The organism is Mycolicibacterium duvalii (assembly GCF_010726645.1).
In the GTDB taxonomy this organism is placed as follows: Bacteria; Actinomycetota; Actinomycetes; order Mycobacteriales; family Mycobacteriaceae; genus Mycobacterium; species Mycobacterium duvalii.
The window spans coordinates 5,536,925-5,553,309 of record NZ_AP022563.1 but is presented as its reverse complement, the minus strand read 5'-3'; the positions used below and the strand labels follow the sequence as shown (position 1 = coordinate 5,553,309).

General features: G+C 67.5%; 15 protein-coding genes. 10 read left to right on the top strand and 5 right to left on the bottom strand.

Features of this window, described 5'->3' with window-relative positions:
• Positions 1 to 62: 62 nt before the first annotated feature.
• Positions 63 to 1,271 (bottom strand): arginine deiminase, encoded by a 1,209-nt coding sequence (arcA, locus tag G6N31_RS26395; protein WP_098002729.1) that lies wholly within the window; start codon positions 1,269 to 1,271, stop codon positions 63 to 65.
• A 57-nt stretch (positions 1,272 to 1,328) separates the two neighbouring features.
• Between arcA and soxR the strand changes: the two genes are divergently transcribed.
• Complete coding sequence (soxR, locus tag G6N31_RS26390; RefSeq protein ID WP_098002728.1) at positions 1,329 to 1,763, top strand: redox-sensitive transcriptional activator SoxR; 435 nt, start codon at positions 1,329 to 1,331, stop codon at positions 1,761 to 1,763.
• Positions 1,764 to 1,794: 31 nt separating this feature from the next.
• Positions 1,795 to 2,412 carry an alpha-ketoglutarate-dependent dioxygenase AlkB gene (locus tag G6N31_RS26385; RefSeq protein ID WP_098002727.1) on the top strand — a complete coding sequence of 206 codons (618 nt, stop codon included), beginning with the start codon at positions 1,795 to 1,797 and terminating at the stop codon, positions 2,410 to 2,412.
• 1 nt (position 2,413) lies between these two features.
• Here the strand turns inward: G6N31_RS26385 and G6N31_RS26380 are convergent, their stop codons facing one another.
• Positions 2,414 to 3,079, bottom strand: a complete 666-nt coding sequence (locus tag G6N31_RS26380; protein WP_098002842.1) for a DUF5642 family protein — start codon at positions 3,077 to 3,079, stop codon at positions 2,414 to 2,416.
• A 28-nt stretch (positions 3,080 to 3,107) separates the two neighbouring features.
• Positions 3,108 to 3,758 carry a DUF5642 family protein gene (locus G6N31_RS26375; protein ID WP_098002726.1) on the bottom strand — a complete coding sequence of 217 codons (651 nt, stop codon included), beginning with the start codon at positions 3,756 to 3,758 and terminating at the stop codon, positions 3,108 to 3,110.
• Between the two features lie 133 nt (positions 3,759 to 3,891).
• On the opposite strand from G6N31_RS26375, the gene G6N31_RS26370 reads away from it, so the two are divergent.
• The gene (locus G6N31_RS26370; RefSeq protein ID WP_098002725.1) at positions 3,892 to 4,590 is read left to right on the top strand and encodes an LpqN/LpqT family lipoprotein; all 699 of its coding nucleotides are present in this window, start codon (positions 3,892 to 3,894) and stop codon (positions 4,588 to 4,590) included.
• A gap of 9 nt (positions 4,591 to 4,599) precedes the next feature.
• Here the strand turns inward: G6N31_RS26370 and pat are convergent, their stop codons facing one another.
• On the bottom strand, positions 4,600 to 5,598 hold the full coding sequence (gene pat, locus G6N31_RS26365; protein WP_098002724.1) for an acetyltransferase Pat: 999 nt from the start codon (positions 5,596 to 5,598) through the stop codon (positions 4,600 to 4,602).
• 129 nt (positions 5,599 to 5,727) lie between these two features.
• Here pat and G6N31_RS26360 point away from each other — a divergent pair, with 129 nt between their 5' ends.
• From G6N31_RS26360 to G6N31_RS26345, 4 genes are all read left to right on the top strand, one after another.
• Positions 5,728 to 6,822, top strand: coding sequence for a GGDEF domain-containing protein (locus tag G6N31_RS26360; protein WP_098002723.1), 1,095 nt, complete (start codon positions 5,728 to 5,730; stop codon positions 6,820 to 6,822).
• A 77-nt stretch (positions 6,823 to 6,899) separates the two neighbouring features.
• Positions 6,900 to 7,325 (top strand): cupin domain-containing protein, encoded by a 426-nt coding sequence (locus G6N31_RS26355; protein ID WP_098002722.1) that lies wholly within the window; start codon positions 6,900 to 6,902, stop codon positions 7,323 to 7,325.
• A gap of 55 nt (positions 7,326 to 7,380) precedes the next feature.
• Positions 7,381 to 7,866, top strand: a complete 486-nt coding sequence (locus tag G6N31_RS26350; protein WP_098002721.1) for a MarR family winged helix-turn-helix transcriptional regulator — start codon at positions 7,381 to 7,383, stop codon at positions 7,864 to 7,866.
• A gap of 20 nt (positions 7,867 to 7,886) precedes the next feature.
• Entirely contained in the window at positions 7,887 to 8,306 is a 420-nt protein-coding gene (locus tag G6N31_RS26345) for a DUF5313 domain-containing protein (protein ID WP_098002841.1), read from the top strand.
• A 39-nt stretch (positions 8,307 to 8,345) separates the two neighbouring features.
• On the opposite strand, the gene G6N31_RS26340 is transcribed toward G6N31_RS26345, so the two are convergent.
• Positions 8,346 to 9,566: a cytochrome P450 gene (locus G6N31_RS26340; RefSeq protein ID WP_098002720.1), complete on the bottom strand. Its 1,221-nt coding sequence runs from the start codon at positions 9,564 to 9,566 to the stop codon at positions 8,346 to 8,348.
• A 188-nt stretch (positions 9,567 to 9,754) separates the two neighbouring features.
• On the opposite strand from G6N31_RS26340, the gene G6N31_RS26335 reads away from it, so the two are divergent.
• From G6N31_RS26335 to G6N31_RS26325, 3 genes are all read left to right on the top strand, one after another.
• Positions 9,755 to 10,306, top strand: a complete 552-nt coding sequence (locus tag G6N31_RS26335; protein WP_098002719.1) for a TetR/AcrR family transcriptional regulator — start codon at positions 9,755 to 9,757, stop codon at positions 10,304 to 10,306.
• A gap of 60 nt (positions 10,307 to 10,366) precedes the next feature.
• Positions 10,367 to 11,902: an HNH endonuclease signature motif containing protein gene (locus G6N31_RS26330; RefSeq protein ID WP_098002718.1), complete on the top strand. Its 1,536-nt coding sequence runs from the start codon at positions 10,367 to 10,369 to the stop codon at positions 11,900 to 11,902.
• Between the two features lie 705 nt (positions 11,903 to 12,607).
• A complete protein-coding gene (locus G6N31_RS26325) occupies positions 12,608 to 16,303 on the top strand; it encodes a beta-propeller fold lactonase family protein (RefSeq protein ID WP_098002716.1) in 3,696 nt (1,231 codons plus the stop codon).
• The last annotated feature ends 82 nt before the right edge of the window (positions 16,304 to 16,385 follow it).

Genomic DNA, 16,385 nt, shown 5'->3' with positions numbered 1-16,385 from the left:
TAGCATTCCTGGTCGTCCTCGAGGCCGATCGACAGCCGGGAATGCTATTCCGGCGCGACGGGCTAGAGAGGGTCGCGGGCGGCCGGACACGACATGCAGCGCGGCCCGCCCCTGCCGGTGCCCAGTTCGGACGCGGCGATCGGCAGCACCTCGATGCCCGAATCGACAAGCCGGGCATTGGTTTCGGTGTTGCGCTCATAGGCGACCACGACGCCCGGAGCCAGCGCCAGGGTGTTGTTCCCGTCGTCCCACTGTTCCCGTTCGGCAGTGACCGGATCCAGCCCGGTGTCGATGACACGCAGCTTGCCGATACCCATCGCCTCGGCGGCGGCGGCGACGAACGGGGCCGCACGGTCGATGGTCACCCCGCCCGGGGTCCGCCGGATCGTGAAGGCGGTCAACGAGTCGACGATGTTGGGGTACATCACCACCGCATCGGTGTCGACCATGGTGCACACGGTGTCCAGATGCATCTGGGCGCGACCCTGCTCGATCGGCACCGCCAGCACGGTGTGGGCCAGCTCGTCGTCGAACAGGCTGCGCGCCAGCGCCTCCGCCCCCGCCGGCGTGGTCCGCTGGCCGACGCCGACCGCCACCACCCCGGGTGCCAACAGCAGGACATCACCGCCTTCGACCGGCGCCGACCGCGATTCGTACGCGCGGCGCACCCCGAGGAAACGCGGATGGTGGGCATAGATCAAGTCGGTCAGCGACGTTTCGCGGACCCGGGCGGGCAGCGCCAGCGACGTGATCGCCACCCGGGGCCCGATCCAGAACGACGAGTCCCGGGCGAAGAGCAGGTTGGGCAGCGGATCGATGACGAAGTCGGCACCATGATGCATCCGACGCACCAAGGACAGCTCGTTCTCCCCGAAGGGCAACTCGTCGAACGTCATCCCGGCCATCAGCACCCGCGCGAGTTCAGGGGCGGGCAGTGTCCGCAGATAACCCGAGAGTTCCTGTGCGAGCGGCACCCCGAGCCGACGCGCGTTGACCGCCGCGGAGATGCCGTGCATACGCGCAGCGCCGCTGTGGGCGATCGCCTCGGTCAGCAGATCACCGAGCAGCAGCACCTCGACACCGCGCGAGCGCAGCAACGCAGCGAACGCGTCGTGTTCCTGTTGTGCCCTCGCCACCCACGGTAACCCGTCGAACAGCAGCGAGTCGTTGTTGCGGGGTGTCAGCCGCTTCAGCTCCGGGCCGGGCCGGTGCAGGATGACCACCCGCAGTCTGCCGACCTCCGAGTTGCACCCCAGCACGACCTCCGCCACATCTAGCACCGTAACGCCACAGCCATGCGAACCACGGCCTCAACTATTGTTCAGGTCATGGACAGGGCGCCCGAATTGACCCCGGGTGAGTTGGCCGCGCGCAGTGGGGTTGCGGTGTCGGCGTTGCACTTCTACGAACGCCAGGGACTGATCGCCAGCACCCGCACCGGCGGCAACCAGCGCCGCTACACCCGCGAAACCCTGCGCCGCGTCGCGTTCATCCGGATGTCCCAGCGGCTCGGGATCCCGCTGGCGCGGGTCCGCGACGCGCTGGCCACCTTGCCGACCGACCGGGTCCCGACCAGTAAGGACTGGGCGCGCCTGTCGGCTGGCTGGCGCGAAGAGATCGACGAGCGGATCGCCCATCTCGAGCGGTTGCGCGACAACTTGACCGGCTGCATCGGATGTGGCTGCCTGAGCCTGAAAGCGTGCACGCTGGTCAACCCCGACGACGTGCTGGCCAGTCGCGGACCGGGCGCCCCGGGTCTTTAACAGTCGAACAACTGTGCGATAAGCTGCCGCCATGGAGCAGGCGTTGCAGAGCTCTCTGTTCGACCAGGCCGACCGACGCGACCTCGGCGACGGCGCCTGGCTGGAAGTGCGGTCGGGCTGGTTGTCCCAGGACGGCGCACGCGACGACGACCTGTTCCGCGAGCTGCTCGACACGACTGCCTGGCGCGCCGAACGGCGGCAGATGTATGACCGGGTGCTCGACGTTCCGCGGCTGGTCAGCTTCGTCGACTTCGCGGACCTGTCGGCGTCTCCGGCCCCACATCCGCGCCTCAAGCAGCTGCGCCGGCGCCTCAACGACATCTACGCCGGCGAGCTCGGCGAACCATTCGTCACCGCCGGGCTCAACCTGTACCGCGACGGTGAGGACTCGGTCGCCTGGCACGGCGACAACATCGGCCGCAGCAGCACCCACGACACCATGGTCGCGATCGTCGGCCTCGGCGCGACAAGGGTTTTCGCGTTACGGCCGCGCGGCGGTGGACCGTCGCTGCGCCTGCGGCACCACCACGGCGACCTGCTGGTGATGGGAGGGTCGTGTCAGCGCACCTGGGAGCACGCGGTGCCCAAGACCAGCCGGCCCACCGGCCCCCGGATCAGCATCCAGTTCCGCCCCCACGACGTGCGCTGAGCTATCCCCTGACCAGGCCGACGGCTTCGGTGACGAGGTCGCGCGCCCGGGCGGTGTCGACGTCGGCGAGGGGACGGTCAGCGACCACCAGTGGATTCGCCGTGACGATCACGAGGAAGTTGCCGAACTTCGCAACATAGTTGTAGAGCTGACCGGTGCGCGGACCCTGCGCCGTGGTCGTCTGCAGGACGCGATGCGTGCCGACGGTGTCGGTGTGCTCGATCTGCGGCGCCTCCACCACCTCGACAAGCCCCCGGAGCCCCGCACCGTTGAAGGTGACCTTGTCGCACTGCCCGTCCGGGGCGTTCACCGGCACCGGAGCCGAGGTCTCCACGGCGATCACGATGTAGCGCACGCCCTCACCCTCGGCGGTGACTGCGGCCATGTTGCCCTTGGTCCCCTCCGGAACAGTTCGCTCACTGGCGCTGTCCGCGCATTCGGGCGGGTCGAACGTCAGACCCGGCGGCAGCGTCTGCGGCGCCAGTAGGCGTGGGTCGACCGCGGCGGGTCCGACCGAACTGACCGTGAACTCCGGACCGAAGCCGGCTTTCAGATCCGCGACCCTGGCGATGTCGGCACCGGTCAGGTCCTCGCCCTGCCCAGATTGACACGCCACCACGCCCGCGCACGCCATCAGCGTCGCCACCATCTTGCCCCGGTTCGACATCGGCGCCAATGTACCCGCGGACCGCACCTCAGCCGCGCAACGCCGCGACCGTTTCGGTGAGCAGATCAGCGGCGAACGCCGCTGTCAGAGCCGGATGCGTCGCGCCCGGATCGGTGACCACCGCGACGAACGACACATATCCATCCAGGTACGCCACGAATGTGTCTGCATGCGTGCGGGTTTCGGTACCACCTTCGACCACCGTGCGAGCCTCGGTCCGCATCCCGTTGGTATCGGCCGCCGCCACCGCCGGCGCGTCGACGCGGGTGACGGCGGCACTGCTGCGGGCCGAGGCGATCCGCCAGCGACCGCAGTCTCGGGCGAGGCCGGGTTCCGGTCGGGCCGGCGACGCAGCCACCACCGCGTAGATGATGCCGCCGGGTCCCGACGCCGACCAGCCGCGCACGGCGGCCGGGTCCACCGCGGGCGCGGCGAGAGCAAGGCACTGGGGTGGATCAGCGGAAGCCCCATCTCCCATGCCCCACAACACAACTGGTGACGCCGGGCCGGCGAAAGGGGCCACCTCGTAACCGTCGGGGACGTGTTCGCGGGCGCGGTCGATTCTGGCCGGGTTGATCGGCTGCAACGTCGCGCTGGTGGTCGTATCGGTCGCTTGCGGCGGCGGCTGCCCGCAGCTCACACACAGCGCGAGCATCGCGCCCACCGTGAACCGCCTCACGAGGGCCTTGATACCACGGCGCTCGGCCGCCGGGCGGCTGCGGCGCCGTGTGAACCGGCGGGAATCTTGCCCTCGACCGATATGCTGCGCAGGAGTCCGGCCTTCAGTCGCGGACCCACGAACAGGAGACGACATGACCAACCCCCTGCGAGCTGGTGCCGTCACAGTCGCTGCGGTCGCGCTCGCAATCGGCTTGTCCGCCTGCGGGTCGAGTGACGAGTCAGCCGACGGGAACTCGCCCACCACCACCGCCGAAACCACCTCGGCGCCGGCCGACGCGCCGACGACGACCACCGAATCCGCCGCTCCGGCCACCACACTGGACGACTACATCGCCGAGAACAACCTGGTGCGCACGCCGGTGCTGCCGGGTGACCCGGGTGCTCCGACCATCGAGCTGCCGACCCCGCAAGGGTGGGTCGATATGGGCCCGAACGCACCCGAAGGGGCATACCTCGCCCTGGAAACGGCCGACGAAACCGCGCCGGCCGGCGACCCGGCGACGATCGTTGCGCGGGTCTTCAAGCTGACCGGCAACGTCGATCCGGCCACGGTGTTGGAGGTCGCGCCGAATCAACTGCGGACGCTGCCCGAGTTCGAAGGGCCCGAGACGGCCCAGACCGGCGAGCTGAGCGGCTTCGACGCGACGACGATCGGCGGCCTGTACGTCCGTGAGGGAGTTCCGCGGATGATCGCGCAGAAAACGGTCGCCATCCCCGGCGCGGACGGGCTCTTCGTGCTGCAGATCGATGCCGAAGGCACCGAGGAGCAGGCGGCCGCGCTGATGGACGGAACTCAGGCGATCGACGACGAAACCCGCATCACGCCGTGACGGCCGCGGTCACCCGACCGCACGGATCGCCTGGCGGGCCATGCGACGGATCTTCTTGACCAGTTCCGGCGGCAACGGCAGGTCACCGGGCTTGGGCACGTCGATCTCGGTGGCGACGACGCCCAGGTCGTCGCGACGCCACGTCGCCCCGTAGCGGTCCAGGATGGCGCGCATCGACTGGTTGTTGGCCAGGACGCGCGCGGTGAACCGGCGCACGCCGTCGTCGCGGGCGGCCACCGACAGCGCCCACATCAGGAAGGTCCCGACGCCCCGCCCCTGATAGGCGTCGCCGACGATGAACGCGATCTCGGCTTCGGCCGGGTCCATCCCGTCCCGGACGAACCTCGCGTCGGCGACGACCGGACCGTCGGCGCCGTCGGTCAGCACGAAGACGAAATGCTCGAGGTAATCCACCTCGAACAGGTAGGTCATCAGGGACTTCGTCGGCTTGCGGACCGACTGGAACCGTCGGTAGATCGTCTCGGTGGAGAACTCGACGTGACCGTTGGCGGTGCGCTCGACGTCGCCGGGCAGGACCGGCCGCAGGAACAGCTCGGTGCCATCGCGCATCCGAACCGGGATCGGCGTGATGAAGGCCGCCACCCGCTGCCGCGCGGTGCGCACCATCCGATCGACCATGCCGGGCACCTCGAGCATCGTCGCGAACGCCTCGCGACCACCCACCCAGCCCGTCAGCGGCTCGGTCGCCACCACGGTGGCCGTGCGCGGCGCGTCACGCAGCAACGCGATCTCCCCGACGAGCAGACCCGGACCCAGGTCGACGACGGTGTCGTGACCGTCGTCGCCGACGTGGGTGACCTCCGCGCGGCCGGTCTCGATCAGCAGGAACGACACGGCCAGCTCACCCTGCTGCATCAGCACCTGACCCGCAGCGGCGGACAACGGCCGGAGCTGCTCGGCCAGCGGCGTCAACGCCTCGACCGCAACGCCCGCGAACACGGCAAGCGCGGCCAGATCCTCTGCACACGCTGGTGGCGGGCCCGACATTTCACGAGGTTACGGCGCTCCGCTGACGTCCGGCAAGGATCGGGTGTCGGCCTCGCGGCAAATCGGTGAGCCCATCCCCGGCCGGAGTCTGGTTTGCTGGATGCGGACACTTCCGTACGACAGGACGAGATGCCGAGCCACCCACGACGCGCCGACCACTACGAGTGGTTCAGCACGTACCTCAGCGCACGCGGTGTTACGTCCGCCGTCCGGATGTTGATGGCGGGTATCGCTCTCGCGATGTCGACCGCCGCGCTGGTGTTGATCGTCGACCTCGCGAGCAGCGATGCGGCGCCGCCGTTTCCGAACCTGACCATGATGTGGTTCGCCTTCGGCGGCGGCCTGGTCGGTGCGGCGCTGTGGGTCTGGCGCTGGCCGAGCCGGACGCAGTCGGTCACGTTTGCGGCGCTGACCTCGGCGTCCATCGCGGCGATCTGTCTTGCCTACCCCGATCCGCTGGCCGCTCTGCTCGGTTGTGTCGCATTCGCCACCAACGGCGCGTATCTGGCGTTCTTCCATTCGACCCGCCTGGTGCTGGCCAACTTCGCGGTCGCGGCACTGGTCGGTGGCGGTCGTGCGCTGTCCATGGCCGCCGACGGCCGGACCGCGCTCGCGGCGGTGGACCTGTTTCTGGTGCTGCAGATCAACATCGTGATGCCGCTGGCCATTCAGGTCCTGCTCCGGGCGCTGCAGGGCGACCTGATCCACGCCGACCTCGACCCGCTGACCGGTCTGCTCAACCGGCGCGCCTTCCGCAGGCAGACACTGGACCTGATCGCGCGGCGCTACGACGGGGACCGCTACCTGATCGTTGCGCTGGTCGACCTCGACGATTTCAAGTCGCTCAACGACACCCACGGACACCTCGCCGGCGATCGGGCGCTCGTCGAGGTTGCCGCTGCGCTGCGGGCGACCACCTCCCCCACTGCGGTGATCGCCCGCAGCGGTGGCGAGGAGTTCCTGATCGCCGATGTCGCGCCGTCACATCGATTGACATCGGCCTATCAGGACATCTGTGATGCCGTCGCTGCGCTCACCGCGCGGGTCACCGCGAGCGTCGGGACCGTCTACACCGCGCTCGACGCTCCCCGCCGACGAGCCATGGAGTCCGCCGTGGACCACCTCGTGGCCGCCGCCGACCTGGCGATGTACACCGCGAAACGCAAGGGCGGCAACCAGTGTCATCATTTCGGCGCCTGGCCTGCCCCGGGTACGACGACGTAGCAGCACCCGCGGGCCGGCGCCGGGGCGGTGTGCCGCATGATCGAGTACGACCTGTCGACCTCTGCGGAAGGACCGCCGTGCGCACCTTGATCACCGGAACCGACGCCGAGGGCAGATCGTGCGTCGTCAGCGCCGAAGAACTGACACTCGACACGCTCGCCCCGGGGTTCGCGATGGGGGTGCCCTACCAGACGACGACCAATCCGCCACCGGCGCGGCCCGCAGGCTCCGCGCCCCTGATCGACCAGGGCATCGCACCCGGTCTCGCCCGCTGGATGGTCGTCGACCTCGGACCGGGCTCGGAGACGCCGATGCACCACACCGACACCGTCGATCTGGAGACGGTGCTGTCGGGCACCGTGGAGCTGATCCTCGACGACGGCGCCCACGCGCTCGCAGCCGGAGACCTGGTGGTGCTGACGGGCGTCGACCATGCCTGGCGAGCGGGCCCTGACGGTTGCCGGCTCAGCGCGGTTCTGATCGGCACCCCGTCGCCCGAGTGACGGTGTGAGCAACCCGATATTGTTTGCGCGCTAACTAATCGGGCACGATGGGAACATGTCGGCTGCACCGACGGCTGCGGCCGATCCCCTCACCCTGGAGCGCCAGGTCTGCTTCGCGCTGGCGGTCACCAATCGAGCCGTGCTGGCGGTGTACCGCCCACTGCTGGAACCCCTCGGCCTGACGCATCCGCAATACCTGGTGATGCTGGCTCTGTGGGATCAGCAGCGGAAGTCGCCCGACGCCGCCCTGTCGGTCAAGCAGATCGCCACTTTGTTGCAACTCGATTCGGCCACGCTGTCGCCGATGCTCAAGCGACTGGCCGCTCTCGGATTGGTCAGCCGGTCGCGAAGTGTCACCGATGAGCGCGCCACCGAGGTGCGCTTGACCGACGCCGGTGTCGCGCTGCGCGAGCGGGCGGTGGGCATCCCGGTCGCGGTGACCGAGCGCCTCGGTGTCGATCCGGCGGAACTCGAGCAACTTCATCAGGTACTCACCCGCGTCAACCAGGCTGCGCTGGCCGCCGGAGCGCTGCCGTCGTGAACCACAACAAAGGAGTCGCGATGACCACCGCCACCAAACCGAACCTGTGGCAGTACCTCGGCTACTGCTACGGTCGGCGCCTGCCGGCGTCGATGAAGCGGTGGGTGGCCGAGGATCTGGCCGGCCAAGGCGCGATTCGCCGGCACATGATCCGCTACGCCATTCCCCCGGCGCTGGTGCTCGCGCCGTTCTGGTTGATTCCGGTCCCGTTCTACATGCGCATGGAGATGACCGTCCCGATCTACGTGTGGGCGCTGCTGATGGCCATCGCGTTGAACAAGGTGTGGCGCCGACACCGGCTGGCTCAGCACGGACTCGACCCCAACCTCGTCGACGTGATCAAGCGCAAGAAGCAGGCACGGATGCACGAGGACTACATCCGCAAATACGGCCCGCGGCCGGAAGAGGCGCGCTACCAGGCCAACAGCAGCCCGTTCTGATCAGCGGCCGATTCGCCGGGTAGCCGCTACCCGTCGCCGTCAGCAGAACTCGAGCTCGAGACGTTCCAGGCGGCGCACCAACAGACTCGGCAGCCACCGTCCCGTGTCGACCGCGTGGAACTCGGTGGTGGATTCCAGGAGATGCGTCAGCACCACGCGGGCCTCCAGCCGGGCCAGCGCGGCACCGACGCAGAAGTGAATGCCTTTTCCGAACGCGATGTGGCTCTTGGCCGATGGGCGGTCCATCCGGAACTCGTCGGGGCTTTCGAAATGCTGCGGATCCCGATTGGCAGCGCCCCACAGCAGAAGCAGACGGGACCCCGACGGCAGCGGGGCGCCGCACAGTTCGGTGTCGCGGCGCACGTGGCGATAGTGGCCGCGGAAGGGCGGCTCGTAGCGCAGTACCTCTTCGAGGAACGGCGCCACGAGCTCGGGCTGACGGCGCAGCCGGCGCTGCACTTCAGGGCGTGTCGCGAGAATCCATGCGGCCGAACCGATCAGGGACGCCGTGGACTCACCCCCGGCACTGAACAGGGTGATCATCATGGTCAGGGCGGCGGTGTCGTCGAGCTCGCCGGTGGCACAAGCGGTGGCAAGGTCACCCAGCAGGTTGTCCTGCGGGTCGGCTGCGGCCTGGCCGAACTTCTCGACGATGTAGGCGCCGAGTTCCATCACCGAGGTGCGCGCGACATCGAGCTTGTCCTCGGTGACGAGTCCTTCGACAACCAGCGTGGCGGAGTAACCCCAGCGGGCGAGCGTGTCGATGTCGCTGTCCGGGACACCGATGATCCGACCCACGATCATCATGGGCAGGCGGTTGGCCATGGCGCTCATCCATTCGATCCGGCCGGACTGCGCGTGCTCCGTCCAGATATCGCCCGCGGTCTCACCGACGAACGGCTCGAACGCGCGGATTCGCTTGGCCGCCAGCTGCGGGAGCAGTAGTTTGCGGTGCAGTGCGTGGGCCGGGTCGTCGGCCGTGGCCAGGGCGTGGATCGGCGATCCGAGCTCTGCGACGGGAAACATGTCAACGGCCCCGCCGGGCTGGTACGTCATCGTTGCGGTCAAATTCGACGAGATGTCGTCGCAGCGGGAGACGGCCTCGTTCACGGCCTCCCACCTGCTCACCGCGTAGAACCCGGAGTCGCCGATCCGGTGCACGGGACCGGCGTCGTGCATCCGCGCGTAGAGCGGATATGGATCCTGGATGCAGTCGTCGTCGAACAGTGCGAGTCCGAGGTCGCCGGCGAGCGGGGTCATACCTACACGCTGAGCGGGTGGGCCGCCCCGCGTCAATCGTTGCACGATATCGGCGATTCACCCTGCCCTTCACAGCCCGCTGTTGTCTCACCCATCGCCCTCTAGCTGCGGTGACTCCGGGCCGAGGATCCTGGATTGTCTCAGCGGTGAGAACATGTGACTTCGGCGACACAGGGAGATTCCAGGCGATGGGTGACGACTGGGTGATCGGCGGCGACCGACGGTCCGCCGCCGCGGAGCGCATCTACGCCGCGGCCGCCGACCTCGTACTGCGCGAGGGATTCGAGGCGCTCGACGTCGACGCCCTGGCAGCGCAGGTGCACTGCTCGCGCGCGACGGTCTACCGCTACGCGGGCGGCAAAGCGCAGATCCGCGACGCGATCCTTGTTCGTCTATCGGCGGGGATCACCGACACCGTCCGGCGGGCCGTCACCGGACTCACGGGGCCCGACCGCGTCGTCGCGGCGATCACCGTGGCGCTGGACCAGATACGCACGGATCCGATGCGGCGGCTCATGTTGACCTCCCGCAATTCTGCGGAACTCGGTGAGCTGCACTCGTCTCCCGTGCTGGCCCACCTCGCCGCCGAACTGGCCGGTATCGCCGATGCCGATCCGCAGGCCGCGCAATGGATCGTGCGTCTCGTGGTGTCGCTGGCCTACTGGCCCGCCGGTGACCGCCGCGTGGAAGAGGAGATGCTGCGACGCTTCGTGGCTCCGGCGTTTACCGAGGCGAACTGAGACCTCACGGCGTACGTCCCTGATGTCTTGATGCCGGGGCCCGTTTTTGTCGGTGGTCGAATGTATGTTCGAGTTATGTCGGGTGTGGCTGTGCGGGAGGCGGTTTCGGCGGTGCGCGCCGCCGTGGACGCGCTCGCCGGCTGTGAGGTCGATCTGCTGACCCGATCGGAGTTGGTGGACGCGCTCGACGAGTTGGAGACGGTGGGGTGTCGGCTGCCCGCGATGCGGCATCGGCTGCTGGGCCGGTTGCAGACCGAGACCACCCCGCAGCAGATGGGCGCCAAATCGTGGAAAGAGGTGCTCTCGGTGCGCTGGCGCCTCTCCACCAGCGAGGCCTGCCGGCGGTTGGCCGAGGCCTCGGTGTTGGCCCCGCGCCAGCCGGTGACCGGGCCGGCGCTGCCGCCGGTGCTCGCGGCCACCGCCGTCGCTCAAGCCCATGGCCTGATCAACGAAGAACACGTCGCGGTCATCCGCAAGGCCGTGGACAAGTTGCCCGGCTTCGTCGATGCGGCCACTCGGGAGCAGCTCGAGATCGATCTGGTGCGCAACGCGGTGGGAGTCGGACCCAAAGAACTCAACGACGCCGCCCAACGCACCCTGTTCCTGCTCGACCAAGACGGCCCCGAACCCGACGAGCACGACCGCGCCCGCAAACGCAGTGTCACTCTGGGTAAACAACGTGGCGACGCGATGAGCGCGATCACCGGGGACCTGTCCCCCGAAGCCCGCGCGGTCTGGGAAGTCATCTTCGCCAAGTACGCCGCACCCGGCATGTGCAACCCCGACGACCCCCAACCCTGCACCTCGGGCACACCGACCCAAGCCCAGATCGATGCCGACCACCGCAGCCTGGCCCAACGCCAACACGACGCGATGGTCGCCGTCGGGCGCATCGCCCTGATGAGCGGTGAACTCGGCCAACTCAACGGGCTCCCGGTCTCAGTGATCATCCGCACCACCCTCCAAGACCTCGAATCCCGCGCCGGGGTCGGCACCACCGGCGGCGGTACCGTCATGCCGATCGCCGACGTGATCCGGATGGCCTCCCACGCCCACCACTACCTGGCGGTGTTCGACCGCGCCACCGGCTCCGCGCTGAACCTCTACCGTGCCCGACGCACTGCCTCCCCGGCCCAGCGCATCATGCTGATCGCGCGCGATGGCGGCTGCACCAAACCCGGCTGCACCATCGGCGCCTACGGCTGCCAAGTCCACCACGACACCGACTGGTGCCGCGGCGGCAACACCAACATCGACGAACTCGCCCTGGCCTGCGGCCCCGACAACCGCCTCGTCGACACCGACGGCGGCTGGACCACCCGCATCACCAACGGCGACGTCGAATGGATCCCCCCACCCCACCTCGATACCGGCCAGGCCCGGCTCAACCACTACCACCGCCCCGAACGCCTCCTGCGCCCACCCCAACCGGAATGGCTCACCGACAACGGCGAGGATCTCAACCCGGCGCAACCCGCCGACGACCAAAAGCCGAACGCCGCACCACCGACCGACGACGACATCAGCCAACCCGACGAGGCAGGCGACCCCGGCCAACCCGGCGGACCCGCACCCCCCGACAACCACGCAGCCTGAATCGCCGCGGACTCGACCGGCGCAACACCGCACTGGTATACCCGACGCATCCACGAGCGGATACGGGATGCGGACGCGCGGAGATGAACCGCTGAAAGCCACCGCTCAGACCCATCGAGAACGTGGCGTGTGCTGGGGGCGGATTGCGTTCAGCCCGTACCGATTGGTTCACGACGGCGAGCAGTTTCCGGGCCGCTTGGTCCGGAGCGTAATTGCGGGGTACCCCGGGGCTTGGGATGCGCCGTACGCATTGTTCGTAGGTCTTCGACCCGCACAGCGATCTCGACTCGCTTGGAGCCTTTGGAACCGAGACGCCGAACGCCGGTGGATTGCAGTAGTGCACTACTGAGTTCTCTTCACGGATCGGGAGCCACGATCACCCCATCACAGCGGAAGAATCGGAGGCCTGTCGTGAGGACTGGGTGTTTCATCGGCCGCGTCGGCGGGTTGGCGATCGCGTTGGGTGTCGGTGTGGCGGTGGCGAGTAGTCCGGCGGTGGTGTGGGCTGAGGACGGCAATTCGCCGAGTGCGGACTCGGCCTCACCATCTTCGACGGCTGCCGGGGGGCGCGCCGGCGCGGGCAGCTTTGGACCCTCCGAATCCGAGGGTGCCTCGACGACCATCGGAACCACTGTCGAATCTGCAACCACCGGGACCGTCGCTGACAGCGGAACCGAGGAGACCTGGACGCCCGGGGTTGGTTCGGTGAACGCCGATGATTCGGACACCTCGGCGTCGATGGACGCTGGAACGCACCAGCTGCCAGTGGAATCGGCGACGAGAAGGGGTGGCACCGATGCGTTCGTGACGTCGAAGGACAATTCTTCACCAGACGCCGACGTGGCTGTGGCGTCGCCCGCCGATGAGTCGATCGTGCCGAGTCGCGTCGAGGTCTCGATGGCGACAGCGCCCAAGGCCCCAGCAGCTACCAAGACAGCGTCAACCGGACCCCGAGACGGCTCGGATGACAACCAGCGGTCAGAGATCCACCTGATCGGAGCACCGCGCGTGGAAGCCAATACCGCCGAGGCGCCCGCAGCCGCGCTGCGACTGGAGCTCCCAGACCTTGCCCATGCGCGCGTTGATGATGGCGCAGTGGCTCAGCCTGCATCGCTGCAGACGGTCACCGCTCGAGCCTTCTTGTCGCCACGTGCCAACGTCGATGCTCGAGCTACTTCGGTTGCCCGCACCGAACCCACTTCGACCGACGGAACGGTGAGCTCAGTTGTGTTGGCTGCGCTGGCGACGGCGGGTCTGGGTCCGCTCGCCACCAACGGACCGCTCACACCGTTCGACTCGCCGCTGGGGTTGGCGCTGGCAGCATGGGGCACTCGTCCCCGCCAGTCCGGGCAGCCGATGGTCGAGGAAAACCGAAGCCCCGGTGTCGGCTCCACGCTGACCGGCCAAGGCAGCGAAGCCGAGACCTTCGCAGCCGCGGCGCTTCTGGCGGTGGTGAATTCACCGCCGTCTGTTCCTACGCAACCCGTCGGCAAACCGAATGCGGTGACCGGGGTGGTGACCGGCGCAGTGATCGCGACCGATCCTGACAGCGACGCGCTGACCTTCTCCCTCTCCGAGAATCCGACCGCTGGGACGGTGACATTGAATCCGCTGACCGGCGCCTACAGATACTTGCCTGCGACTACAGCACGGCTAGCCGCCGCGGCGACCCCGTCGGTCGACACCGACTCGTTCATCGTCTCCGTCAGTGACGGGCAAAGCGCCACCACGGCACCGGTATCGGTATATATAGCTCCGATCCGCCTGCAGAATCAGACTTCCATCGCGGTAGGGTTCAGGCCGTCGGCCGCTGTGGTCAGCCCCGACGGTCAGCGGCTCTACGTCGCCAACGCGGGCAGCCGCACCGTTTCGGTGATCAACACTTCCACGGGCCGAAAGATCGACGCCAATCCCAGGAATATCTTCTCGACCAGCATCTCGGTGGGCTCTTCACCCGGCGCATTGGCATTGAGTTCCGATGGCAAACGGCTTTATGTGGCCAACACCGGCAGCGGCACGGTGTCTGTGATCAACACCGACACGTACGCACGCATCGACGCCAACCCGAGAAACATCTTCTCGACCACCATCACCGTCGGCTCGTCACCCAGTGCGCTGGCTTACGGCCCCGACGGCAGGCTCTACGTCGCAAACCGCGGTAGCAAGACGGTGTCAGTGATCGACACCGCCACCAACACCGTGGTCGATACAAATCCCAGCACCTCGGGGAAACAATCGATTTCGGTGGGCACCTCTCCCAGCGCGCTTGCGCTGGGGCCCGACGGCAGGCTCTTTGTGGCCAACAGCGGGAGCGGCACGGTGTCGGTCATAAACACCAACGATTACTCCGTCGCCACCATCTTCACCGTGGGCATGCAGCCCTCAGGTATGACGCTGGGCGCAGACGGCCGTCTGTATGTGACCAATACCGGCAGCAACTCGGTCTCGGTCATTGACACCGTCACCAACACCGTAATTGACGCCAATCCCGATCTGTCTGGTGCGCAGACAATCTCGGTTGGCCCTGCGCCGACCTCGGTAGCGCTCAGTCCTGCCGATGACCTGGCGTATGTGGTCAATGGCAACGACACGGTGTCGGTGATCAGCACCACGGACTACAGCGTGCTCAGCACTGTCGCGTTCGACTCTGACACCAGCGGCGGTCACGTCGTCGCCGTCTCTTCGAGCGGCACCGTCTATGTCACCGACGCCGTCGACAGGATGGTGCGGGTACTTGCGCTCAACGCCACAGTCACCCAGGCGACCACGCTCACCCTTCTCGGCGGCAGCGTGACCATCACCGGCGACGTGACTCCGCGGCCGCTGATCACTGCCGACGGAACTCGGGCGGTGATCGTCACCCCTGTCACCAGCTCAACCAGCCAGTTCACTCGTGTCGCGGTGATCGATACCGCCACCGGGCGACAGGTCGGCAGCACCCTCACCCTCGCCGGCGGCGCTCCGTCGACAGTGCTGAGCAGCGACGGCACGCGCGCCTTCGTCACCACCAACTCCACGCTGGTGACGGTGATCAATACGGCGACCGGCACGCTGGTCGGAACCACCACGTCCGCCACTGGATCTACCAGCACTGCAGAGCTATTGGGCGCTGCAGAGAGCCGCTACCAGGTCATCACCCAAGTCGACCCAGAAAGTCAGTCGACCCAGGTGACCGTGGTCGACACGACCACCGGCACCGAGACCGGCAGTGTGCTCGTCACCGGTGTGCTGATGGCCGCCCAGCAATTGGGCGTCGACGGCACCCGCATACTGGTGACCACCCAGTCCTATGACTCGATCTACGACTCGACCACCGCTGTCACCCGGGCGGTGGTGATAGATGCCCCCAGCGGCACACAACTCGGCACGACCCTCGAACTGACCGGGTTTCCGGGCGGGCTGATGGTCAGCGCGGACGGCAAACACGCTCTCATCACGAGCCAGGTCTCCCTCCCCTATGACTGGCACGTCCAGACCACATACATCGCGATGTTGGACACCAATACCGGCACTCAGACCGGCGCTACGATCAGCGGCTCCGGCGAATCGGGGGTGACAGCTCGGTTCAGCGCCGACAGTTCGCGTCTTCTGTTCACCACCTATGACAGCGCCACCGACAAAACAAGAATTGCGGTGGTCAACACCAGCACGGGCGCCGAAACCGCCATCCCCATCGCCATGAGCGGCCAGACCACGGACGTGTTCGTGAGCCCTGACGGCGTCCGGGCCGCAATTGTCACCACCCGTGCGGTGGCGGTGGTGAACGTTCTCACCGGTGCTCAGATCGGTAGCACCCAGGGCCTGATCGGCCAGACATCGAGCACGTCCTACTTCTCGCAGTTCACTGGAGACGGTGCCCGTCTTGTCCTGGCGACGCCCGTCTACAACATGTCGGGAGGTTCGTCCGATACCCGCATCGCGGTGCTCAACATGATCGACGGCACGCTGGTGGGATCCCCAGCTATCCTCCCCGGCGGATTCGCGACCGGTGCGCCGTTCCTCACCGTCGATGACACTCGTGTTCTGGTCGTCACCGACGCCTACAACGGGCAGAACCGCACCTACTCCACCAAGGTCGCGGTGTTCGATACCCTCACCGGCAACCAAGCCGGCAGCACCCTGACGCTTGACGGCCGCGTGCTTTACCGGCCAATGCTGTTGAGTGAGAACGGCACTCACGCCGCGATGGCAGCCACCACCAGTTCCATCTTCGGTTCCACTACCCGGTTGGTGGTGGTCAACACCCTCACCGGTGCTCAGACGGTGAGCATCTCAATACCCGGAGCCATCTCGGGAGACCCCGTGATGACCCCTGACGGCACACACCTGCTGGTTACCACCACCACTGCGGCCACGCTGACGAGCAGGACCACCAGGGTGTCGGTCTTCGCGATCTCCTAGCCCGGCGCAGTCGATGCTATCTCGCCGACCACCCAGATCGGCGCACCGCGGCTCACCATGACCTCGATGGCGTACATGAACG